Genomic DNA, 22,129 nt, shown 5'->3' on the forward strand with positions numbered 1-22,129 from the left:
GTATCGGCGCTGTACCCCTCGGCGCATTTAGGCCCCGTCGCCACGTTAGGCAGGCCTACGTGTGGCAAGGCCCATGCCAGAATTGCCCCTCACCAGAGCGCGGTTGCCGAACGCGCCCCTTGAAGGAGGCCATCGCTCGGGTCCATGATAGGGGCGGCGGGTCTGGTGGAAGAAGGTGATGGCGACGATGGAGTTCAAGGTCGTAGCGGCCAGTTATGACGCCGCCGCCCAATTGCTCTCCTATACGGCAACGGGCCTGCGCAATGGCCTCAAATTCACCGTCTCGTCCCGTGTCAAATGCCTCAAGGATCCGGGCTCGAAGGAGCGTCTGCACATGGTTGTGCTGATCGCCCTGACCGATCATTTCAAGCGCCCGAGCCCCTCGGGCTTCCGGTGGTAGCGTCATTGCCCAGACCTGCCGGGCAATGACTTTGCGTGAGATGTTGCGCGGCCCTAAAACTCGGACCAGTCCTGCGCGATAGCGGCGCTGCCCTGGCTCCGATAGGCCGGTGCGGGCCTATTCGGTGCCGCCCGGCGTTCCGGCACAGCGCTGCGCGACGCAGTCTCGGCAAGGCGGAAAACGTCGACTACGCGATCGAGTTCGCTCGCCTGGGCTTCCGTCTGCTCGATCGAAGCATTGATCTCCTCGACCAGCGCCGCATTGTGTTGCGTCATCTCGTCCATCTGCCGCACGGCCGTGGTCACCTCTTCGATGGCCGACGCCTGTTCGCGGCTGCCGCGGGCAATGCCGCCGAGCAGTTCGTTGTTCTCGCGCACCGCCTCGAGCATGGTCAGCAGCCGATTGGCGGCATTGGCGACGAGACGCGAGCCGGCCGAAACTTCGCCGCTGCTTTGTTCGATCAATTGCTTGACGTCGGACGAAGCCTGGGCCGCCGATTGCGCCAATCGCCGCACTTCCACCGCAACCACGGCAAAGCCCTTGCCTGCCTCGCCCGCTCTCGCCGCTTCCACCGAGGCGTTGAGCGCGAGGAGGTTAGTCTGAAAGGCGATGTCGTCGATCATGCCGATAATGTTGGAGATTTTGGCCGAGGACTGGGTGATCCGATCCATGGCGCCATTGGCCTCTTCCATCAGATTACCGCCTTCTTCGGCCGAGCGGGACACTTCGCCCGCCTTGTGCGAAGCAACTTCCGCCTGGCTCGCATTGTCGATCACCGTGCGTGCCAATTGCTCCATGGCGGCCGAGGTTTCTTCGATCGTTGCCGCCTGCTTGGTGGTGCGATCGCTGAGATCGTTGGCGCCGGACAGAATTTCCGCCGTGGCCGTGCGCAGCGACCGCGATGTGCCACGCAATTGCCCCACGACATCGGCGAGGCGGTCGGCGACCGCATTGGTGTCCGACTTCAATTTGGCAAAGGCGCCGCGATAGTTGCCGTGGATGCGCTGGGTAAGGTCGGTATCGGCAAGCGCCGCCAGCACCTGTCCGGTTTCATCGAGCCCGCCTTCGACGGTCCCGACCAGCTTGTTGATCCCCGCCGCCAGCGAATTGAGCTCGGCATCGGGGAATTCGGTATTCACCCGGCGCGAGAAATCGCCATCGATCGCGGCATCCACCACATTGCCGAAAGCCGATTGCAGCTCGGTCATCATCTGCGCCCGCGCATCGCGATCCCTGATGATGCGCGCAGCTTCCGCCTCGGTCATCTGCGCCACCTTGATGCCATTGTCGCGGAACACATCTACCGAGCGCGACAGCGTGCCGATTTCATCCTGACGCGTCATGAAGGGCACAGTCACGTCGTAATTGCCCTCGGTCATGGTTTCGACCGTCGCCCCCAGCCGGTTGAGTGGGCGGCCCACCAGCCACAGCATAAGGCCGAAGACGATGCCGACGGCGGCGAAAACGCAGATCGCCGAAAGCCCGATAATGGTCCAGCGCGCTTCTGAAACGGCAGCGCCGAGGGTCGCCTGCGGCACCATGGAAATCACGGCCCAGCGGTCCTGCGTCCCGCCGGCGTCAAAGCTTACCGCCATATAGCGCCAGGGCGCGCCATCCGCGCCGGCCGCTTCTGCTTCTACAACGGTGTCCGTCTTGCCCGCCGCGGCCGAGACTTGTGCCAACTCTGAATCTGCCGCGAGCGTCGTGCCGACAAGGCTCGCGTCAGGATGCGCGATGACGATACCCGTCGCCGAAATCAGCGCCACATTGCCGGTGTCAAAGGGACGCATCGCCCCCAGTTCGTCATTGATGGCGCCGAGCGACAGGTCGATGCCGGCGGTGCCGACATAGGTGCCATTGACCTTGATGGGCAGACCGAAGGAGGTGATCAGCACTTCCTTGCCGCTGATCATGTAGGGGTAGGGCTCGATAGCCACGGTCCGGTCGAGATTTTTCGGCAGCAACGCATAGTCGCCAACGCCGGGCTTGTCATAGTCGATCAGCATTTCCTGCACGATCGGCCCGCCGCCGCGCTGCCAATAGGGCACGAAACGGCCGCTGGCATCCCAAGGCGCTACGCCGGCAAATTCGGCATCCTTGCCATCGAGCGCATTGGGCTCCCAGGCCGACCAGGTCGCCAGCAATTGCGGATTTTCCGCCAGCACAGTCTGAAGCACGCTGTCATAGCTGGCGCGATCCACGATGCCCGCGGTTCGCATCGCCGCCGTGGCGCTGCCGATATCGGCTGCCGCCTGTTTGGCGATGACCAGATCGCGGGCTACTTTTTCAGAAAGAGAACGCGTCGTTTCGGCCTGCAATTCCGTCGTCTGCTGCTCGACGGAGCTACCGATGCGCTGCACCAGGAAGGTCATTCCGATGCAAAAGACCAAGGCAATGACAAGTCCCGCAAACAGGGAAACCCTGACGGGTAGGGAATTAAGACGCACTTCTTCCTCCTAGCCGCCGGAGGCAACCCTGAAGGGCGCCGGCGCTAGTGCCCACTATTTGAGGATTTCAGTCTATTTCTGGTTAACTTTAACGAGCCGCAAAAAAGGGTCCGATTCCGGGACGCTCTCGCCCTTGAGCGGGTTACGCTGACGCACCATGTCTTTGGCGATCTCCACCCGCAGCGCTTGCGCAACAACGGCACCCATGTTCTGAAGGCGACCGGTAGGGTGACGAAGCTGGAAAGACCTTGAAACATGGCGAAACACTGGCTGCTGCTCGACATCGGCAATACTCATACGGTAGCCGGCCTTTTTAGCGAGGCAGGCCAGGTCGTGGGCGAACTGCGCTTCCGCACCGATCCGCTGGCGACCGCCGATGAATACCGCGTGCATCTGCACCAGCTTTTTGCCGAACACCTGCAAGCCAGCATCTGGGAAGTCGCCGACCGCGCCATCCTCTCGACGGTCGTGCCGGTTCTCGAAAAAACCGTTCGCGGCGCCTGCCAGAGCGGCAAGCGCCCGATCGAGGTGATTTCCATTTCCGCTAAACTCAAGCGCGATTTTGAGCTCGACCTCCCTTTCCCTGACCAGCTCGGCGCCGATCGTCTCGCCAATGTCGCCGGCGCGCTGACCATTGCCGAGCCGCCCTTTCTCTTGGTCGATGCGGGCACGGCCACCACCTTCTGCCTTGTCGACGGGCGCCCGGCCTATATCGGCGGCGCCATCGTGCCGGGACTGGATACCAGTTGGCGGGCCCTCCAGAGCCGGGCGGCAAAGCTCTTCTCCGTGGAGCTGGTCCGGCCGCAAAGCGCGCTGGGCAATACGACCGAAACGCAAATCCAGAGCGGGGTGCTGCAGGGCTATGAGGCCCTGATCGAAGGCCTCGCCGATCGCCTGCTGCGCGATTCCGGCTTGCAGGATGTAAAACTCATCGCCACCGGCGGCTGTACTCGGCTCATCACCCTTTCACCCCGCTTCGATATCCAGCCCGACCTGACGCTTCTGGGGCTCTTCCGTTATGGGCAACTCAATGGCTAGCAATATCCTGATCGGCATCACCGGCAGCATCGCCGCCTACAAAATCGCCGACGTCGTCTCGCAGTTGACCAAACAAGGCCACCGGGTGCGCTGCATCCTCACGGAAAGCGCCACCCAGTTCGTCACCCCTCTCGTCCTCGAAACCCTCAGCGGCAACCCGGTGCGCTCGGCAATTTTTGGCGCCGATATTTCGGGGACCGAACATATCGACCTGGCGCGTTGGGCCGACCTGTTCGTCATAGCGCCCGCCAGCGCCAATACCTTGGCCAAGCTGGCGCTGGGCCTTGCGGACGATCTTCTCACCACCGTGGCGCTGGCGACCGAAGCCCCGCTGCTCATCGCCCCGGCCATGAATACGGTGATGTGGAACAAGCCCATCACGCAGGCCCATCTGCGCGGCCTTGCCGATGCCGGGGCGCGCTTCGTCGATCCGGCCTCCGGTATTCTCGCCTGTGGCGAGGTGGGCGTCGGCAAGCTGGCCAGCGTCGAGAGCATCGTGCAGGCGATCAATACGCAGCTGAACGAAACCGCAACCAAGGATCTGGCGGGCGTTCACGTGCTCATCACCTCCGGCCCGACCACCACGCCGATCGATGCGGTGCGCTACATCACCAATCATTCGACCGGCCGCATGGGCGCCGCCATGGCCGAAGCAGCGCTCCGGCGTGGCGCCCGCGTCAGCATGGTGCTCGGCGTCGACAAGGGCGTCGTCCGGCCCGTCGCATCGGGCGAAGCCAGTTCGCGCCTTTCCATCATCGAAGTCCGCACCGCCGAGGAAATGGCGGCAGCGGCGTTGAAAATTCTGCCCGACACCAATGGCGTCGTCGCCACGGCCGCCGTCATGGATTATCGCGTCGCCACTCCCTCCGCCCAAAAGCTCAAGCGCGCCAATGAAGCAACCACGCTCGACCTCGTGCCGTCGGTCGATGTGCTCGGTGCGCTCCGCGACTCCGCCAATGGCCAATGGTTCCTCGGCTTTGCCGCCGAAACCGATGATGTCGTGGAAAACGGGCAGCTCAAGCTCGCGCGCAAGCGGCTGGACTTCCTCTTTGCCAATGCGGTGGCGCGCATTGGCGAGAGCAGCGAAACCGGTTTTCAGGTGGGCACCAATGGCGGCACGCTCCTGGCGCGCGATGCCGCCCCGCGCGATTTTGCCGTGATGAGCAAGGCCGCGCTGGCCGACGCCATTTGGGACGTGGTTGCCGAGACCAAACAGGCCCCGGCGCCAAAATAGCGCTCTAGAGGGTTATGCCCATCCAGATGGCATCGTCACGCCCGATCTCGCTGAGGCCAAGATGCTGATAAAAACCATAGGCCCGGTCATTGGTCAGGCTCAGTCCCAGATGCATCGCCTTGGCGCCCGCTTTTCTGAGGGCGTCGAGTTCGGTTTCGATCATCTTGCGCCCCCAGCCGCCCGATTGGGCCGGCGGCAAGAGGTTGATATGGAGATGCGCCGGGTAACGCTGCGATAGAGCCGCATTGCTGTGCTTTGGCTGACGAATGCGATCGAGCACATTATTGTCCAGCGTGGCGACTGCTTCCCGCCCGGCATATTTTTCAGCCAGCATCGGCCACCACTCAGCATCGAGCTGCCGCTCGAAAGCCTCTGTGTTCGGGGTCCCGACGACATAGCCGAGGATATCGCCGCCATCATCAAGCACGAAAGCCTGTTCGGGCGAAAATTCGAGATAGGGCACCGACCACACAAGGCCCGGATAGTCCGGGTCCGAATAAAGGCCCGAAGCGTCGGCCCCTGCATGCGCTGTCCGGACACAGATCGAAAAAAGCGCCGCCCTGTCTTCCGGGCGTGCCTGGCGTATGTGTGGCGACATAGAAATCCCTGTCCGTTCAAAGCGCATGGCAACCGTCGGACGATCCCCGTTTTTGCCCCTCTTCGCAACCTCCGCTTCACTCTTGCCAACAGGTCGAACAAAGCCGGTTGTTCAGGCGCGAAAACCCACATCGATGACTGCCTTGCCGCGGGCCAGGCGCGAAACGCAGGCGCACATGCGGGTGCCCTCCTGTTTTTCTTCGGCGCTGAAGAACACGTCGCGATGATCGATCGGCCCATCGTGTTCGATGATATCGACGGCGCAGAGCCCGCATTCGCCCCGCTGGCAATCGTAGATCATGTCGACGCCGGCCCCGAGCAGCGCTTCGAGCAGCGTCTGGTCGGGCCGCACCGCGACCGACCGGCCCAGCCCCTGCACTTCGACGCTGAACGGACCCTCGGCAAACAGCCCGCTATCGCCAAACACCTCATAGCGCAGCCGCCCCATTGGCCGCCCGGCCGCCGACCAGGCCTCTTTGACTTCATTGAGCATGCCGATGGGCCCGCACACATAAAGCTCGCCATTGGCGGGGAGGGCGGCAATTTCTCCCGCAATGTCGATGCGCTCGCCCGCCTCGCCGGCATGGATCGCAACGCTATGGCCCAATTCGGCTTCGAGCGCATCGGCAAAGGCCATGACACGGCGGCTGCGTCCGCCATAGACGAGGCGAAAGGGTAGGCCGCGCCGTTGCAGCGCCAGAGCCATGCCATAGATCGGGGTAATGCCGATGCCACCGGCCATCAGCAGATAATAGGGCGCCCTCCAGCCCAGTTCGAACCGGTTTTCCGGCACGCTGAGTTCGATTGTTGTCCCCGGCTCCAGCCCCCACATGAAGCGCGAACCGCCACGGCTGTGGTCGTGGCGTTTCACCGCCACGCTGATATGGCCCGCTTGTGCCGGCAGGCAGCTATAGGTGCGCACGGCCTGCCCTTCGCCCAGACTCACCCGAAAATTGCTGTGCGAACCCGGATCGAACAGCGGCAGCGTGCCATCAACCGAAAATTCGAGCAGGCGAACATCGTCGGCGATGCCTTCGGCGCGGGTGACAACGCCCCGGCGCCAGTCCTGTCTGTTGCGCATGATGCCCCCCTATTCGCCGATCAGCGCCAGCGCCGGCACGCGGCGCAACAGGCTACGATCCGTCTCGATGACATATTCCAAATTCTGCCGCGCCAATCGCGCATGCTCGCGCGCCAGCGCTTCCGCGCGGCCGCCTTCGCGCAGTTCGATGGCGTTGACGATGGCCTTGTGCTGCGCCTGGCCCACCAGCAGCGATTGCCGGAAGGCCGGAACGTCGGCCTGTTTGTCGAGAAATGCACTCGGCGAAGCAAAGGGCAAGCGGGTCATCCGCTCGATTTCACGCCTGACGGTGTCGCTGCCAGAAAGCCCGGCCAGCGCCTCGTGAAAGGCGGCGTTGAGGTCCACATAGCGCTCGAACTCCATATCCTCGGGCCGGTCGCGCACCGTCTCGTCGAGCGCGCGCACCAGTTCCTTGATGGCCCGCAGGCGGGCAGGCGGCACACCACGCTCCGCCGCGAGGCGCGCCGCCGTGCCCTCCAGCACGCCGCGCAATTCAATGGCGTCGATCACTTCCTCGCGGGTAAAGCCGCGCACGGCGTAGCCCCCCGATGGAATGAGTTCGAGCAACCCTTCCTGTTCCAGCCGCGCCAGCGCCGCCCGGATCGGCGTGCGGGAAATACCGAGCTTTTCGGCAATCGCCACCTCGGACAGTCTTTCCCCGGGCCGGGCATGGCCCCCCAGTACCAGGTCACGCACGCCCATCAGCGCCTTGAGCGATTGCGGCTGCTGCCGCGTCTGTGCGGAAGCCGCCATTTATTCCGCCGCCATACGAAGGGGCTGTTCATCGGCGATCATCGCCTCGATCAGCTTGCGCGCCCACATCGAGCCGGCATCGATGTTGAGATTGTAGATGACGTGATCGGGATTGCTGTCGATGGCGATCTGCTGGGCTTCGAGGATGTGCTCGTCCTCGCGGAAAATCCCCGCCACCCCCTCGCGCAGTTCATGCGTACGGCGTTGCTCCGATGTCTTGTAGTTGCGGGCAAAAGCCCAGAAATAATGGCAGGTCTTGTCGGTTTCCGGCGTGATGGTATTGAGCACGAAGCCGTTGACCCCCTGGCTGCGATCACCCTCGGGCGCGCCGGTGCCGGCAATTGCCACTCCGACATCGATGGCAATGGTGGCCGGCGCCTCGAAATTGATGATCTGCCAGCGATCGACATTGCCCGGCTTGCCCAATTGGCCGCGCCAGAATGGCGGCGCGTCGATATCCTTCATCCATCGCGTGATCGTCGCCGTCTTGTCCGAATGCGTGGCCGTGAACGGGGCCTCCGCCACCGCGCGATTGCCGATGGATGAGCCGTGCACATAGGTTTCGTGCGTCAAATCCATCAGATTGTCGATCACCAGCCGGTAGTCGCATTTGACATGGATCACCTTGCCATCGGCCGCCCAGTCCGGGTCCTCGTTCCAGTGCAGGTCGGGAATTTTGGCCGGGTCGGCCAAAGCCGGATCACCCATCCACAGCCAGACGAAGCGGTGTTTTTCGACCAGCGGATAGGAGACGACGCAGGCCGATGGATTAATGGTGTCCTGCGACGGCATGTATACACAACGGCCGGTGTCGTCGAATTCGAGACCGTGATAACCGCAAATGACATTGTCGCCATAGAGTTCGCCCATCGAAAGCGGCAGCAGCCTGTGCCAGCACGCGTCGGCCAAGGCGACGGGTGTTCCATCCTGTTTTCGATATAAAACCACAGGTTTTCCGCAGATTTTACGGGGCAATAGCGCGCGTTTAACCTCGGTATCCCACGCCGCCGCATACCAGGCGTTCATCGGAAATGTCTGGGTGCTCATCACCAGGCTCCTCTTCCTGCGATCAGTTTCACGCTATAACAAATACTAACTGTATACATTTTTCAAGAGCAGCGCCGCGCAACCGCCCTCGAGCCTCGCGCTTAAGCGTGATCTGGAAAAAAGAGGGAGCGATCGGAAACGCGCCCGCGCAAAACCCGGCAGGGCAGCGCGCCGAAAATCGCTTCTAAATCAATGAGTTTTGGATGGAGCGGGTGAAGGGAATCGAACCCTCGTCGTAAGCTTGGGAAGCTTCTGCTCTACCATTGAGCTACACCCGCATGCCTGGAAGGTTCCAGGAAACGTGGCAGTCGGGTTCCGTTTGGAAGCGCGACGACCAGTTCGCGCCGATAGATGCTGGAAATTGCGGCCAGCGTCAAGCCGCCCTTATGGGAACGGCTTGAAGTGTTTCGAAAGTTTCAGCGTTTGGGCCTGATAGTTCGATCCCAGCGCCGAGCCATAGAGACGATCGGGCTTTTCGGCGAGCTTTTCGTAAATCAGCCGGCCGATGCTCTGGCCATGTCCGAGAAGAAATGGCACCTCGCGGCTGCGCACTTCGAGCACCGCGCGGCTGCCCGTGCCCCCCGCCGAAGAATGCCCAAAGCCGGGATCGAAAAAGCCGGCATAATGCACGCGGAATTCCCCCACCAGCGGGTCGAACGGCACCATTTCGGCCGCATGGCTGGGTGGCACATGCACGGCCTCGTGGCTGACGAGAATGTAGAATTCATCCGGGTCGAGCGTCAGTTCCGGCACGCCGCGGCTATAGAGCGGCTCCCAGAAATCGAGCACATCGAGCGCGTTCTTCTTGTCGACATCGACGACGCCGGTATGGCGCTTGGAGCGAAAGCCGATCAGCCCGTTGCGGCCATCGCCCCGCAGATCGATCGAGAGCGCCACGCCCTCGCCAACCGGCTGGTCGCCACCGATCACCAGCGTATCGCTGGTATGGAGCGCCTGATGCTCGGCCGAAGACAGCCGCGTATCGCCGCAACGAAAGCGCATCTGGCTCAGCCGCGATCCCTTGCGCACCAGCACCGGAAAGGTGCGCGGGCTGACTTCGAGATAAAGCGGCCCCTTATAGCCCGCCGGCATCTGGTCAAAGCCGCGCGCCCGATCCCCGATCACGCGCGTAAACACATCGAGCCGCCCCGTGGACGATTTCGGATTGGCCGACGCGCTCACCTCGGCCGGCAGGTCGAGACTTTCCTGCAAAGGCACCAGATAGACGCAGCCGCGCTCCAGCACCGCCCCGCGCGTCAGGTCGATTTCGTGCAGTTTGAGCGCTTCGATCCGCTCGGCCATCGAATGGGCCGGCCCCGGCAAAAAGCTTGAACGCACCCGATAGGCCACATCGCCGAGCCTGAGATCGAGGCTTGCCGGCTGCACCTGGTCCGGGTCGAACGGCTGTGCCGTCGCAATTGCGCCTTCGGTGTGGAGCTTTTCGATCAGTCGTGCAGGAAAGACGCCTTGCGGCCAGGCCTCTGCCATGGTGCGGTGCTCCGGCAAATCAGGGGTCGCTCTCCCTAGCAAAGCCTGAACATTGACGCCACCGGCCAATTGCGGTTTAGTCATTTCCAGTGGTGATTTGGCCGGTCGCTTGCAGCCACTTAAAACAATTTGCTAAGGACCGTTTGGGAAACCGGCCGCCCGCGCGTGCCGGTTTTTTGTTAGGTTCAGACAATGTCCAAAGATAAAAATCCCCTCCTTGATCCCAAGCGGCGCTCGGCGGCGACGCAGATGGTCCATGGCGGGGGCAAGCGTTCGCCCTTCAACGAAACCAGCGAAGCGCTTTATCTCAATTCGGGCTATTCCTACCCGAGTTCCCAGCACGCCGAGGACCTGTTCCTCAACAAGATCCCCGGCGCCCACAATTATTCGCGCTTCGCCAACCCAACTGTCGATATGTTTCAGGAGCGCATGGCCCTGATCGAAGGCGCCGAGGCCGCCCGCGGCTTTGCCTCGGGCATGGCCGCCGTCACCAATGCGGTGATGAGCCAGGTCCGCGCCGGCGATCACATCGTCGCCGCCCAGGCGCTGTTCGGTGGTTGCCGTTATGTCGTCGAAGACTACGCGCCGCGCTTCGGCGTCGAATCCACCCTGGTCGATGGCCGCGATCCCGAAAATTTCGCCCGCGCCATGCGCCCCAATACCAAGGTGGTCTTCGTCGAGACCCCGACCAATCCCACGCTCGAACTGGTCGATATCAAGGCGGTGGCCGACATCGCCCACGCCCATGGCGCCAAGCTGATCGTCGATAACGTCTTTTCGACCGCGCTTTACCAAAAACCGCTCGAACTCGGCGCCGATCTCGTCACCTATTCGGCGACAAAACATATCGACGGGCAGGGCAGGGTGCTCGGCGGCATTGTGCTCGGTTCAAAAGCCATCATCGAGGCCGATGTCCACATGTTCCTGCGCCAGACCGGCGCCACGCTCAGCGCCTTCAATGCCTGGGTCCTGCTCAAGGGGCTTGAAACCTACGCCCTGCGCATCCGCCAGATGACCGACAGCGCCGAAAAGATCGCCGAGGCGCTGGCTTCGCACCCCAAGGTCAACCGGGTCATCTATCCACACCACAAGAGCCACCCGCAATACGACCTCGCCAAGCGCCAGATGAGCCGCGGCTCGACGCTTTTGGCGCTCGACCTCAAGGGCGGCCAGGAAGCCGCCTTCACATTCTCGGATTCGCTTGCCGTGGTGCTGATCTCCAATAATCTCGGCGATGCCAAATCGCTGATTACCCATCCGCGCACCACCACCCATGCGCGCCTCACCGAAGAAGTCCGCTTGGAAACCGGCGTTACCCCCGGCCTCCTGCGCCTCTCGGTCGGCCTCGAAGATGCCGACGATCTGATCGCGGACCTGCTATACGCGCTGGATCAGGTGTGATGCGCGTGGGTGTCGAGAACCCCCACCCAACCTCCCCCTCGAAGGGGGAGGGGTTGCTGCAGTGGCTCACCGCCCCCGTCACATCCCCAATGCGTCCCTCCCCCTTCGAGGGGGAGGCTAGGAGGGGGTGGGGCGGCGCGCTCATGGCCCTCGGCATCGCCTTGACCCTCGCCACCCCTGCCTTCGCCCAGCCACTCCCCTATCATTCCGATCCCGACGCCCGCGAAATCCTGCCCTTGCAGGGTTCCGTCCCGGCCATCCGCTTCCTGACGACGGCCGATTTCCCGCCCTTCAATTTCCGCGACACCAATGGCGAACTGATCGGCTTCAACGTCGACCTCGCCAAGCGCATCTGCGCCGAGGTCAACATCGCCTGCACGCTGCAAGCCTGGCCCTGGGATCAGGCCGCCAATGCCCTTGCCGATGCGCAAGGCGACGCGCTCATCGCCGGCCTCGCGGTCACGCCTGAAAACGGCGAGAAATTCGATTTTTCGTCCACTTATCTGGCTCTCCCCGGTCGCTTCGTCACCCGCGCCGACAATGCAGCCAGCTTCTCGGTCGCAAACCTCGCCGGCAAAACCGTCGCCATTCGCGCCGGCAGCGCCCATGCCGATTTCATGGCGCGCTACCTGCCCAAGGTGAAGACCGAAACCTTCAATTCCGAAATCGACGCCCTGACAGCCCTGCGCGAGGACAAAGTAGACGCCTATTTCGGCGACGCCATGCGCTCCGCCTTCTGGCTCAACGACAATCCAGCTTGCTGCTCCTTTGCCGGCGAGCCCTATTTCCGTCCCGAGCTGTTCGGCGAGGGCCTCACCATCGCCGTCCCCGCCGGCAATGACGCGGCCCGCCACGCCATCGATTGGGCCCTGGTCCGCCTCAAGGAAAACGGCGCCCTCGACGAGCTGTATCTGCGCTGGTTCCCGGTTGGGTTTTACTAACTTCGAGCCGGCCGCAGGTAAATTCGCTCCAGTGGAGCGAATTTAGGCGAGAAGGCGCTCGAGTGGCTACGGCATCCTTCTATGCCGCGCCCGCGCCGCCACTTCGATGGCTGCGGTGGTCAGTCGATCAAGGCTCAACTTGTCACGCAACATTTCGAGATAGCGTAACTCTTCCTGCTCGAGATGCAGGTCCACCGACGTCACCTCCACAGCCAGCGCATAGGCCGTGTCTTCAAGCTTCTTCGGCAGCGCTGCCAGCGCATTGTCGATCACCCGGTCAAGCCCGTCCGGCCCGTTGAGGAGATCAGCACAGTCATTCGCCACCGCGGCCAGCCGCGACTTGTCAAAACCTTCAAACACCGGCAGCCGATCGATCAGCGCCTGAATGCGCTTGAGCTCGCGCTCCGTCATCGAGCTGTCCGAAGAGGCAGCCACCAGCATCAGGTGAATGAGAGCGTCGTGGGCAGAGATGGTCATGGCGCCTTCCAGCAATAAGCAAGTGTTTCAAGAACTAGGCCGCCCCGCCACGTTTCGCAACCACCTGCGACATTGACGTAACTCGATGGGAATGCGACACCGCCTTTTCTCTAGCGTCCTCCCTCCTCAGAAAGGCTACCGCCCAGTGTCGCCCGCTGTTTTGCCCGCCCTCGATCCCGATTTCTTTGAGCCTGCGCAGTCCGCTCGCGCCTGGCCGTTCGAAGAAGCCCGCAAGATCGTCAAACGGCTGGAAAAATCGGGCAAGGGAGAGGCCCTCTTCGAGACCGGCTATGGCCCCTCGGGCCTGCCCCATATCGGCACTTTTGGCGAAGTGGCGCGCACCACCATGGTCCGCACCGCTTTTCGCTTGCTGACGCGCGATGAAATCCCGACGCGGCTCCTGTGCTTTTCGGACGATCTTGATGGCATGCGCAAGATCCCCGATACCGTCCCCTCCAAGGAGGCGATGGAGCCGCATCTGCAAAAGCCGCTGACTTCGGTCCCCGATCCCTGGACCAACGAGTACCAGAGCTTTGGCGACCACAACAACGCCATGCTCCGCCGGTTCCTCGATACCTTTGGGTTCGACTACGAATTCGCCAGCGCCACCGACTATTACCGGTCGGGCAAGTTCGACCCCGTCCTGCGCCTCGCCGCCGAGCGCTATCAGGCCATTATGGACGTGATGCTGCCGACCCTCGGGGCCGAGCGGCAGGCGACCTATTCGCCTTTCCTGCCGATTTCCCCGATTTCCGGCCGCGTGCTCTATGTTCCGACGAAAGAGGTCAACGCCAAGGACGGCACGATCACCTTTGAAGACGAAGACGGCCGCGACACCACCGTCCCGGTCACCGGCGGCCACGTAAAGCTGCAGTGGAAGCCCGATTTCGGCATGCGCTGGGCCGCGCTCGGCGTCGATTTCGAAATGTTCGGCAAGGACCACCAGACCAATCAGCATATCTACGACAAGATCTGCGCGATCCTCGGCGGCACCCCGCCCGAGCACTATGTCTACGAACTTTTCCTGGACGCCGAAGGCCAGAAAATTTCAAAATCCAAGGGCAATGGCCTGACCATCGACGAATGGCTGACCTATGCGCCGGCCGAGAGCCTTGGGCTTTACATGTTCCAAAAGCCCCGCGTCGCCAAGCGCCTGCATTTCGATGTCATCCCGCGCGCGGTCGATGAATACGCCGCCCATGTCGGCTCCTACGCCAGGCAGGACGCCGCCGCACGGCTCGAAAACCCCGCCTTCCATGTCCACTATGGCAATGTGCCAGAGATCGACATGCCGGTCACTTTCGCGCTGCTGCTCAACCTCGCCACGGCATCCAATCCCGAAACCCCCGAAGTCATGTGGGGCTATATCTCGGCTTACGCGGCCGGCGTGTCGGCGAAGACGCATCCCCATCTCGACGCGCTCGTCGGCTACGCCATGCGCTACTTCCGCGATTTCGTGAAGAAGAGCTATCGCGCCCCCGACGAGGTCGAACGCGCCGCGCTTGAAGCACTATCGGCCTCGTTTGCCGCGCTGCCGGCCGACGCCGACAACGAAACCATCCAGAACGCCGCCCTCGATGTCGCCCGCACCATCGAGCGCTATCAGGATCACACGAAAAAAGGCCCCACCGGCGGCCCCGGCGTCTCCGGCGAGTTCTTCCAGATGCTCTATCAGGTCCTCATCGGCCAGGAACGCGGCCCCCGCTTCGGCTCCTTCGCCGCGCTCTATGGCATCGAAAACACCCGAAACCTCATCGCCAATGCGCTTGCGGGCAAGATGCTCGGCTAATCCGCCGTCTCTTCACCTCCCCCTTGATGGGGGAGGATGGGAGGGGGTGGGGCAGCAAACACGGGCCTTGCCCGCTACCCCAGCACCTTCCTGAAAAACACCACCCGCTGCGTTTCCTCAAAACCCAGCGCGCGGTGCATGTCTTGGCTCACAAAATTCTCCGGCGCCGTGTCCGAGGCAAACTCCGAACACCCCTGCTCTCGCGCCCAGGCCTCGACCGCTGCGACCATGGCCCGCGCCACACCCTGTCCACGCGCCTCCGGCTTCACGAAAATCCCTTCGAGAAACGCCACCGGCGAAGTCTTGCAGCCGTTGACATAGTCCCGCCGCAGCGCCGCCTCGATAAAGCCCAGCGCCACCCCATCGTCCCCACGGGCGATCAGGTTGATCGTCTCTCCGGCATCATCAAGCAATTGCGCAATATCGGCCGCATGCGCGCCGTCTCCGCCACTCGGCCACAGCGCCGTCCGCATCGCGGTCCAGTCCGCAGCATCTTCAGCCCTCGCCAGCGCCACCCTCACTGGCTGGCCCAGATGATCCGCGCGATCCATTCGATATCCCTCGTATTGAGCAGCCGCGGTTCATAGGCCGGATTGAGCGAATGCAGTTCGATCTGCTTGGCGCTCTGGCGATAAAGAATTTTCGCCATCACCTCGCCCTCGCGCGTCTTGACCACCACCCGGTCGCCGCGCCGCACCTGTTCGGTGGGCGAAACCACCACGCGGTCCCCCTCGCGATAGAGCGGCTCCATGCTGTCGCCCTGGATTTCGAGCGCATAAATGCCCGGATCGACAGGCGAGGGCAGGGTAACCTCGTCCCAGCCTTCTCCGGCCGGAAAACCCGCACTATCGAAAAAACCGCCGGCGCCCGCCTGCGCCAGACCCAACAGCGGCACCGTCTGCCCAAAGGCTATGTTACTGGTCTGCATGAATGCCCCGGCCCCCGCGAGAAAACTGTCAAACCCTTCCCCCGTCGCTTCCAGAATTTTGGAAATGCTTTCGGTCGATGGCCAGCGTTCGCGTCCGTCCTTGCTCACGCGCTTGGACACGTTGAACGCCGTGGCATCGAGTCCGGCAAGGCGCGCCAGCGCCGAAACCGAATGGCCGTGGCGCTGCGCCAGCGCGTCGATACCATCCCAGATGGCTCTGTGAGAAAGCATGGTCGAAGCCGTTAAAAGGACATTGATCAGGATTGAGGAAATTAATCCTAGATTAATGTCAGCCAGTCCCCCTGTAAAGCCCGCGCAATCACTTGCCCAACCCTGATCGCTTAATTAGGTTCGCGCCCATGTCGACACCCGAGCTGATCTACAAAATCACCACTGCCGTGGCCTTCGCGCCCGCGCGCCTTTCCGGCCAGTTTGAAGGCATGCCCATCGATCACCAGGATGGTTACATGCATTTCTCGACCGCGGCGCAATTGCCCGAAACGCTGCGCCTCCATTTCGCTGGTCAGGCCGGCCTCCTGCTGCTCGCCGTCCCCACCGCCGATCTCGGCAGCGATCTCGTCTGGGAACCCTCGCGAGGCGGCGAACTCTTTCCTCATCTCTATGGCGGGCCGCTGAACCTCTCGACCGTTCTCTGGGAAGAGCCGCTCAGCGTCGCCACCGACGGCTCCTGTACCTTGCCCGCAGGTGTCAAATGATCCTCTCCGCCTTCGCTCCCCTGCTGCGCAATGCCGGCCTCGCCAATCTGACGCGCGACACGCTCTTGCGCATGGATCCCGAGACGGCTCACGGCGCCACCATAACCGCCCTGCGCCTCGGTCTTTCTCCCCAGCAGGAGCATAAGGACCCGCCAGAACTGGCCACCACCCTCTGCGGCCTCGACTTGAAAAACCCCGTCGGCATGGCCGCGGGTTTTGACAAGAATGCCGAAGTCCCGCGTCCTCTGGCGCTCATGGGCTTTGGCATGGTCGAGATCGGCACCGTCACCCCGCGCCCGCAAACCGGCAATCCAAAGCCGCGCCTCTTCCGCGTTGCGGCGGCCGATGGCGTCATCAATCGCATGGGTTTCAACAATGAAGGCCACGACGCGGCCTTCGAGCGCCTCAAAGGCCTCCGCGTCCCCGCCGCCCTCGGCGTCAATATCGGCGCCAACAAGGACAGCGAAGATTTCGTCGCCGACTACGTGCTGGGCGTAAACCGCTTCGCCGATCTCGCCGACTATCTCACCGTCAATATTTCCTCGCCCAACACGCCGGGCCTTAGAAACCTCCAGGCCGACGAAGCCCTGACCCGGCTTCTCGACGCCGTGCTCTCCGCCCGCGCCAAAGCCAAAACCCGCGTCCCCGTCCTTCTCAAGATCGCGCCCGATCTCGACGAAGCCGCCATGGACGCCATCGCCCGCGTTATCCTGGCGACCGATCTCGATGGCCTCATCGTCTCCAATACGACGATTTCGCGCGATCCCGTCGCCGGCATGGAAAACGCCGGCGAAACCGGCGGCCTCTCGGGCAAACCGCTTTTTGCGCTCTCCACCCAGCGCCTCGCCCAGATGCGCCAGCGCGTCGGCACCTTGCCCCTGGTTGGCGTCGGGGGCATCCATTCCCCGCAAACGGCTCTGGCAAAAATCGAGGCCGGCGCCAACACCATCCAGCTCTATTCGGCCATGGTTTTTGGAGGCCTCGACCTGCTCGACCGCCTCAAGCGCGGCCTCGTCGCCAGCGTCCGTTCGGCAGGCAAAAAGAACATCTCCGAACTCGTCGGCACCAAAGCCGACGCCTGGGCCAGGGGCGAAGGCGAGGTTTCCTGAAGGGACCTCCCAGTAGTCCTCATGGTGAGGTGCGAAGCGTAAGCGAAGCCTCGAACCACGGGGCGTGGCGACCTCGTCCCCGAGCACACCGTTGCCGGCCCAGCTATTATGCCTCGACGTCCAGGTCGATGATCACATCCGCCCGATCCTGCTCGCGCATGACCAGATCATAATTTGGCAAATCGTTGCGCTCGATATGCGCCCGATTGCGCTCCTCGGAGAACAGTCCCTCTTCGCCATGCCGCTTCATCAGCCGCGCCCGCACCATGTCGCGCGGCACGGCAATGAACGCGGAAAAGTCGAGCAGCGGTTTCACCTCGGCCCAGGGCAGATCGCCAAGCAGCAGATAATTCCCTTCAACCACCAGCACCGTGACCTCTGGCGCTACGCTAAAAGCGTCCTCGACCGTATCCTCGATCTTTCGCGAATAGCCCGGTCCGCTCACCGGCCCCGTCGCCGTCTTCAGTCGTCCCAAAAATTCAACGAACGCCGCCCCCTCGAACGTATGCGGCGCGCCCTTGAAATCGGTCTGCCCCATCGCCTCGAGTTTGGCGTGCTTCATATGAAAGCCATCCATGGGCACCAGCGCCGCCGACCCCGGCGCCGTCACATTCAGCGCCGCCACCAACTCCGCCGCCAGCGTCGATTTGCCAACCCCCGGCCCACCCGCCAGCCCAATGGCTATGCGCCGCCCGCCAGCCTTCTCCGCCAGCGCCTGTGCCTGCCACGTCAACTCCGTCAATGCATCGATCGGCGTCAGCTTCAGCCGCCCCTTGAGCATCAGTGCCGCCGCATCAAACGCAGGATCAACCAAACCGGCAACACGATTGCCGCGCCCGTAAGAACATAGCTGCCCAATTGCCGGAACACCGCCCCGCCATCGCGCAGCATATCGCGCACGGCCTCCACCGCTCCACGCACGAGGTCCGCAGCATCAAACCCGAACACCGACATGATGAAGCCGACAAACAGCGAAATCAGCACCAGTTTTATAACCAGCGATCCCGGCCGATCGCCCAATAGGCGTTCAAGACCGGAACGGGATACGGGTCGGCTATCTTCTGTCATCGGTCGGCTCCGTTTGGCAGTGGTTCCACCATCATATAGGCTTATGCGTGATTTGCAGTAGGTGCCTGTTGTCAACTTTTCCGTCTCCGATGTCTCCCCGCCCACCGGCGCCCCCCTCGCCCCTTGCGGGAGAGGGACAGGATTTTTGCGTTCAGCAAAAATCCAGGGTGAGGGGTTCTCTCCTCCGCAGAGAGCTTGGTGAGAGCCAAAGAATACCCCTCATCCCAACCGCAATTGGCGGATGCCAATTCGGTGGCCCTTCGGGCACCTTCTCCTTCTCCCGCAAGGGGAGAAGGGAGGCCGGTGTATGCTCGGGCCATTGGCGGTGACAGTATCCTCAACCCTCCCCCCCATCATCACCAACTGGTTCACCTCCCGCGGCTGGTCCCCCCGCCAGCACCAGCTCGATGTGCTGACAAGCTATCAGTCCGGCGCCAGCCAACTGCTCATCGCCCCTACGGGCGCAGGCAAGACCATGGCCGGTTTCCTCCCCAGTCTCGCCGAGCTGGTCGATGGAAAATACCAGGGCCTTCACACCCTCTATATCTCCCCCCTCAAAGCCCTGGCGGTCGACGTTCACCGCAATCTCTCGGCCCCCATCGAGGACATGGGTCTGCCCATCACCGTCGAGGCCCGCACCGGCGACACCTCCGCTTCCAAGCGCACGCGCCAGCGCGTAAAGCCCCCGCATATTCTCCTCACCACCCCCGAACAACTGGCGCTCCTCATCTCCCATCCCCATGCCGAACTGATGTTCGGCACGCTCCGCCGCGTCGTCCTCGACGAACTCCACGCGCTGGTCACCTCCAAGCGCGGTGATCTTCTTTCGCTCGGCCTCGCGCGTCTCGCCAAACTCGCGCCCGACATGCGCATCACCGCCCTTTCGGCCACCGTCGCTCGCCCCGATCTCCTCCGCGATTGGATCGCCCAGCCCCACCTCGATCGCCCCACCGATCTCTTGCGGATGGTCGGCGGCGCGCCGCCCGAATTGGCCATTCTCGAAACCGAAGAACGCCTCCCCTGGGCCGGCCATTCCGCCAAATACGCCCATCGCGAGCTTTACCAGACCATTCAGCAACACAGGACGACGCTTCTTTTCGTCAACACCCGCTCCCAGGCCGAAATGCTCTTTCAGGGGCTTTGGGACATCAACGAAGACCTGCTGCCTATCGCCCTCCACCACGGCTCACTCTCCGTCGAACAGCGGCGAAAAGTCGAAGCCGCCATGTCATCAGGCAAATTGAAAGCCGTCGTCTGCACCTCGACCCTCGATCTCGGCATCGACTGGGGCGATGTCGATCTCGTCGTGCAGGTCGGCGCGCCAAAAGGCTCGTCGCGCATGCTGCAACGCATCGGCCGCGCCAATCACCGGCTCGACGACCCTTCAAAAGCCCTGCTCGTTCCCTCCAACCGCTTCGAAGTCCTGGAATGCGAAGCCGCCGTCGAAGCCGTCTCCGAAGGCCATCAGGATAGCGAAGATCCCCATCCAGGCGGCTATGATGTCCTCGCCCAACACATCCTTGGCATGGCCTCAGCCGAACCCTTCCTTGCCGATGACCTCTACGCCGAAGTCACCCGCGCCTGGCCCTATCGCGACCTCGCCCGTCCCAAATTCGATCGCGTCCTCGATTTCGTCGCCACCGGCGGCTATGCCCTTCGCGCCTATGAACGCTATGCGCGCTTAAAACAAAACCCCGACCACACCTGGCGCCTGTCACACCCTTCGGTCGCCCAGCAATACCGGCTCAATATCGGCACCATCATCGAAGAGCCCATGGTCCGCGTCCGCCTCATCCGCTCCAAGGAGCAAAAGCGCGGCCGCACCACTGGCCCCATCGGCGCTGGCGGTCGCGTCCTCGGGGAAATGGAAGAATATTTTTTCGGCACTTTGACGCCGGGCGACACCTTCGTCTTCGGCGGCGAAATCGTCGCCTTTGAAGGCATGAAGGACAACGAGGCCTTCGTCTCCCGAGCCGCCGCCAAGGACCCGAAAATCCCCTCCTATATGGGCGGCAAATTCCCGCTCTCGACCTATCTCGCCAAGCGTGTCCGTCGCATCATGGATAGTCCGGGCGAATGGGGCAAACTCCCCAATCAGGTCAGCGACTGGCTCCGCCTGCAGCGCGATTTCTCCGTCCTCCCCCGCCGCGATAGTCTCCTCGTCGAAACTTTTCCGCGTGGCACCAACCATTTTCTCGTCTGCTACCCTTTCGAAGGGCGCCTGGCGCACCAGACCCTGGGCATGCTCCTCACGCGCCGGCTCGAACGCATGCGCGCCCGCCCGCTCGGCTTCGTCGCTTCCGAATATGCCCTCGGCATCTGGGGCCTTGCCGATCTCTCGGCCCTCATCCGCACCGATCGCCTCTCCCTCGATGAACTCTTCGATGAAGACATGCTCGGCGATGATCTTGAATCCTGGCTCGATGAATCCGCCCTGATGAAGCGCACCTTCCGCAACTGCGCCATCATTTCCGGCCTCATCGAGCGGCGCCATCCGGGCAAGGAAAAGTCCGGCCGCCAGATCACCATGAGCAGCGACATCATCTACGACGTGCTCTACCAGCACGAGCCCGACCACATCCTGATCGAAGCCACCCGCCACGACGCCGCCCGCGGCCTTCTCGATATCGAGCGCCTTGGCCACATGCTGACGCGCATAAAATCCCACATCGTCCACAAGCCGCTGCACCAGATTTCGCCGCTCGCCGTGCCCATCATGCTCGATATCGGCAAGGAACCCATTTTCGGCGAAGCCCGCGAATCGGCTATGGCTGATGCTGCCGACGAACTCCTCAGAGAAGCGATCGGCGAACTCTGAGCCGCCTCCCATCGCGGCGTCATTCCCGCGAAAGCGGGAATCTCCGGGAGATGAAGGCGGGCACTATTGGGATTGGACCTCGCAGCCGCCATATGAACAACGCCGCCCTTGCCCAACCCTCAGAGTCCCCCGTGCTGCGCTTCGCCGGCCAAAATTTCGAGCCCCTGCCATCCGGCGCGCTCTATTGGCACGCGCGGCAAACCCTCCTCGTCGCCGATCTCCATTTCGAGAAAATGGCGAGCTTTGCCCGCCGCGGCCAGCTGCTGCCCCCCTATGATACCGGCATGACCCTGTCGCGCCTCGAAGCCGACCTCCGGCGCACCGGCGCCAAAAGCCTCATTTCACTCGGCGACACGTTTCATCGCGCCGATGCTAGCAGTCTGCTAACATTAGCGGATCGTATTCGTCTCGATGCCATCGTCGAAAATGTCGAATGCACCTGGCTTTCCGGCAACCACGATCCCGCGCCCCACACCATCGGCGGCCATTTCTCCGCCGAGCTCGAACTCGACGGCCTCACCCTCGCGCATGAGCCGCAAAAGGGAAAACCCGGCCTCGTCGCCGGCCACCTCCACCCCGCCGCCCGCATCGCCATGTCCGGCCGCACCGCCCGCAGCGCCTGCTTCGTCCACGACAATCGCGTCCTGATCCTGCCCGCCTATGGCAGCTCCACCGGCGCCCTCAATATCCTGTCCCCGGCCTTCTTCGGCCTCCTGAATTGGCCCTCCGTCGAAGTGACGATGCTGGGGCGTGATCGGACCTATCCGGTCTCAACAAGACGTCTGGTACGCGGCTAG

The 22,129-nt window shown here is 62.7% G+C and carries 21 protein-coding genes, 1 tRNA gene and 1 riboswitch; of the genes, 10 read left to right on the plus strand and 12 right to left on the minus strand.

Annotation, left to right across the window (positions count from 1 at the left end):
* Positions 1–178 precede the first annotated feature (178 nt).
* Entirely contained in the window at positions 179–400 is a 222-nt protein-coding gene (locus ASD83_RS19470; protein WP_056314085.1) for a hypothetical protein, read from the plus strand.
* Positions 401–453: 53 nt separating this feature from the next.
* Here the strand turns inward: ASD83_RS19470 and ASD83_RS19475 are convergent, their stop codons facing one another.
* Entirely contained in the window at positions 454–2,847 is a 2,394-nt protein-coding gene (locus tag ASD83_RS19475) for a methyl-accepting chemotaxis protein (RefSeq protein WP_244489242.1), read from the minus strand.
* Between the two features lie 255 nt (positions 2,848–3,102).
* Between ASD83_RS19475 and ASD83_RS19480 the strand changes: the two genes are divergently transcribed.
* Entirely contained in the window at positions 3,103–3,885 is a 783-nt protein-coding gene (locus ASD83_RS19480) for a type III pantothenate kinase (protein WP_056314087.1), read from the plus strand.
* Entirely contained in the window at positions 3,878–5,119 is a 1,242-nt protein-coding gene (gene coaBC / locus ASD83_RS19485) for a bifunctional phosphopantothenoylcysteine decarboxylase/phosphopantothenate--cysteine ligase CoaBC (RefSeq protein ID WP_056314088.1), read from the plus strand. The genes ASD83_RS19480 and coaBC overlap by 8 nt, the downstream gene beginning before the upstream one ends.
* Positions 5,120–5,123: 4 nt before the next feature.
* Here coaBC and ASD83_RS19490 read toward each other — a convergent pair whose 3' ends face one another.
* From ASD83_RS19490 to ASD83_RS19515, 6 genes are all read right to left on the minus strand, one after another.
* Positions 5,124–5,717 (minus strand): GNAT family N-acetyltransferase, encoded by a 594-nt coding sequence (locus ASD83_RS19490; RefSeq protein ID WP_056314089.1) that lies wholly within the window; start codon positions 5,715–5,717, stop codon positions 5,124–5,126.
* Between the two features lie 111 nt (positions 5,718–5,828).
* The gene (locus tag ASD83_RS19495; protein WP_056314090.1) at positions 5,829–6,797 is read right to left on the minus strand and encodes a PDR/VanB family oxidoreductase; all 969 of its coding nucleotides are present in this window, start codon (positions 6,795–6,797) and stop codon (positions 5,829–5,831) included.
* A gap of 9 nt (positions 6,798–6,806) precedes the next feature.
* Positions 6,807–7,550, minus strand: a complete 744-nt coding sequence (locus tag ASD83_RS19500; RefSeq protein WP_056314091.1) for a GntR family transcriptional regulator — start codon at positions 7,548–7,550, stop codon at positions 6,807–6,809.
* The gene (locus ASD83_RS19505) at positions 7,551–8,597 is read right to left on the minus strand and encodes an aromatic ring-hydroxylating dioxygenase subunit alpha (protein ID WP_056314092.1); all 1,047 of its coding nucleotides are present in this window, start codon (positions 8,595–8,597) and stop codon (positions 7,551–7,553) included.
* Positions 8,598–8,801: 204 nt separating this feature from the next.
* Positions 8,802–8,875: transfer RNA gene (locus ASD83_RS19510), tRNA-Gly, on the minus strand.
* Positions 8,876–8,981: 106 nt separating this feature from the next.
* Positions 8,982–10,085 (minus strand): 2'-deoxycytidine 5'-triphosphate deaminase, encoded by a 1,104-nt coding sequence (locus tag ASD83_RS19515; RefSeq protein WP_056314093.1) that lies wholly within the window; start codon positions 10,083–10,085, stop codon positions 8,982–8,984.
* A 79-nt stretch (positions 10,086–10,164) separates the two neighbouring features.
* A riboswitch (SAM riboswitch) is annotated at positions 10,165–10,239 on the plus strand.
* A 38-nt stretch (positions 10,240–10,277) separates the two neighbouring features.
* Between ASD83_RS19515 and metZ the strand changes: the two genes are divergently transcribed.
* Positions 10,278–11,486: an O-succinylhomoserine sulfhydrylase gene (gene metZ, locus ASD83_RS19520; protein WP_056314094.1), complete on the plus strand. Its 1,209-nt coding sequence runs from the start codon at positions 10,278–10,280 to the stop codon at positions 11,484–11,486.
* A gap of 143 nt (positions 11,487–11,629) precedes the next feature.
* Positions 11,630–12,427, plus strand: coding sequence for a transporter substrate-binding domain-containing protein (locus tag ASD83_RS19525; protein ID WP_056314095.1), 798 nt, complete (start codon positions 11,630–11,632; stop codon positions 12,425–12,427).
* A gap of 66 nt (positions 12,428–12,493) precedes the next feature.
* Here ASD83_RS19525 and ASD83_RS19530 read toward each other — a convergent pair whose 3' ends face one another.
* Positions 12,494–12,904, minus strand: coding sequence for a tellurite resistance TerB family protein (locus tag ASD83_RS19530; protein WP_056314278.1), 411 nt, complete (start codon positions 12,902–12,904; stop codon positions 12,494–12,496).
* 145 nt (positions 12,905–13,049) lie between these two features.
* Between ASD83_RS19530 and ASD83_RS19535 the strand changes: the two genes are divergently transcribed.
* Positions 13,050–14,693 carry a lysine--tRNA ligase gene (locus tag ASD83_RS19535; protein WP_056314096.1) on the plus strand — a complete coding sequence of 548 codons (1,644 nt, stop codon included), beginning with the start codon at positions 13,050–13,052 and terminating at the stop codon, positions 14,691–14,693.
* A gap of 74 nt (positions 14,694–14,767) precedes the next feature.
* Here the strand turns inward: ASD83_RS19535 and aac(6') are convergent, their stop codons facing one another.
* The gene (gene aac(6'), locus ASD83_RS19540) at positions 14,768–15,244 is read right to left on the minus strand and encodes an aminoglycoside 6'-N-acetyltransferase (RefSeq protein WP_056314097.1); all 477 of its coding nucleotides are present in this window, start codon (positions 15,242–15,244) and stop codon (positions 14,768–14,770) included.
* Complete coding sequence (locus ASD83_RS19545; protein WP_056314098.1) at positions 15,211–15,852, minus strand: helix-turn-helix transcriptional regulator; 642 nt, start codon at positions 15,850–15,852, stop codon at positions 15,211–15,213. Before ASD83_RS19545 ends, aac(6') begins: the two co-directional genes overlap by 34 nt.
* Positions 15,853–15,980: 128 nt before the next feature.
* On the opposite strand from ASD83_RS19545, the gene ASD83_RS19550 reads away from it, so the two are divergent.
* Both ASD83_RS19550 and ASD83_RS19555 read left to right on the plus strand, forming a co-directional pair.
* The gene (locus ASD83_RS19550; protein ID WP_056314099.1) at positions 15,981–16,337 is read left to right on the plus strand and encodes a DUF952 domain-containing protein; all 357 of its coding nucleotides are present in this window, start codon (positions 15,981–15,983) and stop codon (positions 16,335–16,337) included.
* The gene (locus tag ASD83_RS19555) at positions 16,334–17,446 is read left to right on the plus strand and encodes a quinone-dependent dihydroorotate dehydrogenase (RefSeq protein WP_082561367.1); all 1,113 of its coding nucleotides are present in this window, start codon (positions 16,334–16,336) and stop codon (positions 17,444–17,446) included. Before ASD83_RS19550 ends, ASD83_RS19555 begins: the two co-directional genes overlap by 4 nt.
* A 106-nt stretch (positions 17,447–17,552) precedes the next feature.
* Here ASD83_RS19555 and ASD83_RS19560 read toward each other — a convergent pair whose 3' ends face one another.
* Complete coding sequence (locus ASD83_RS19560) at positions 17,553–18,260, minus strand: nucleoside/nucleotide kinase family protein (protein ID WP_200946541.1); 708 nt, start codon at positions 18,258–18,260, stop codon at positions 17,553–17,555.
* Positions 18,227–18,514 (minus strand): DUF6460 domain-containing protein, encoded by a 288-nt coding sequence (locus ASD83_RS19565; RefSeq protein WP_156386060.1) that lies wholly within the window; start codon positions 18,512–18,514, stop codon positions 18,227–18,229. The genes ASD83_RS19560 and ASD83_RS19565 overlap by 34 nt, the downstream gene beginning before the upstream one ends.
* A gap of 307 nt (positions 18,515–18,821) precedes the next feature.
* On the opposite strand from ASD83_RS19565, the gene ASD83_RS19570 reads away from it, so the two are divergent.
* On the plus strand, positions 18,822–21,332 hold the full coding sequence (locus ASD83_RS19570; protein WP_056314102.1) for a ligase-associated DNA damage response DEXH box helicase: 2,511 nt from the start codon (positions 18,822–18,824) through the stop codon (positions 21,330–21,332).
* A gap of 131 nt (positions 21,333–21,463) precedes the next feature.
* On the plus strand, positions 21,464–22,129 hold the full coding sequence (gene pdeM / locus ASD83_RS19575; protein WP_162249197.1) for a ligase-associated DNA damage response endonuclease PdeM: 666 nt from the start codon (positions 21,464–21,466) through the stop codon (positions 22,127–22,129).

Source organism: Devosia sp. Root685 (assembly GCF_001427875.1).
Lineage (GTDB): Bacteria > Pseudomonadota > Alphaproteobacteria > Rhizobiales > Devosiaceae > Devosia.

Bases quoted from the DNA above. Each gene is read 5' to 3' on its own strand.
- ASD83_RS19470 (WP_056314085.1), top strand. From the start codon at position 179: ATGGCGACGATGGAGTTCAAGGTCGTAGCGGCCAGTTATGACGCCGCC.
- ASD83_RS19480 (WP_056314087.1), top strand. From the start codon at position 3,103: ATGGCGAAACACTGGCTGCTGCTCGACATCGGCAATACTCATACGGTA.
- coaBC (WP_056314088.1), top strand. From the start codon at position 3,878: ATGGCTAGCAATATCCTGATCGGCATCACCGGCAGCATCGCCGCCTAC.
- ASD83_RS19490 (WP_056314089.1), bottom strand. From the start codon at position 5,717: ATGTCGCCACACATACGCCAGGCACGCCCGGAAGACAGGGCGGCGCTT.
- ASD83_RS19495 (WP_056314090.1), bottom strand. From the start codon at position 6,797: ATGCGCAACAGACAGGACTGGCGCCGGGGCGTTGTCACCCGCGCCGAA.
- ASD83_RS19500 (WP_056314091.1), bottom strand. From the start codon at position 7,550: ATGGCGGCTTCCGCACAGACGCGGCAGCAGCCGCAATCGCTCAAGGCG.
- ASD83_RS19505 (WP_056314092.1), bottom strand. From the start codon at position 8,597: ATGAGCACCCAGACATTTCCGATGAACGCCTGGTATGCGGCGGCGTGG.
- ASD83_RS19515 (WP_056314093.1), bottom strand. From the start codon at position 10,085: ATGGCAGAGGCCTGGCCGCAAGGCGTCTTTCCTGCACGACTGATCGAA.
- metZ (WP_056314094.1), top strand. From the start codon at position 10,278: ATGTCCAAAGATAAAAATCCCCTCCTTGATCCCAAGCGGCGCTCGGCG.
- ASD83_RS19525 (WP_056314095.1), top strand. From the start codon at position 11,630: ATGGCCCTCGGCATCGCCTTGACCCTCGCCACCCCTGCCTTCGCCCAG.
- ASD83_RS19530 (WP_056314278.1), bottom strand. From the start codon at position 12,904: ATGACCATCTCTGCCCACGACGCTCTCATTCACCTGATGCTGGTGGCT.
- ASD83_RS19545 (WP_056314098.1), bottom strand. From the start codon at position 15,852: ATGCTTTCTCACAGAGCCATCTGGGATGGTATCGACGCGCTGGCGCAG.
- ASD83_RS19550 (WP_056314099.1), top strand. From the start codon at position 15,981: ATGTCGACACCCGAGCTGATCTACAAAATCACCACTGCCGTGGCCTTC.
- ASD83_RS19555 (WP_082561367.1), top strand. From the start codon at position 16,334: ATGATCCTCTCCGCCTTCGCTCCCCTGCTGCGCAATGCCGGCCTCGCC.
- ASD83_RS19565 (WP_156386060.1), bottom strand. From the start codon at position 18,514: ATGACAGAAGATAGCCGACCCGTATCCCGTTCCGGTCTTGAACGCCTA.
- ASD83_RS19570 (WP_056314102.1), top strand. From the start codon at position 18,822: ATGCTCGGGCCATTGGCGGTGACAGTATCCTCAACCCTCCCCCCCATC.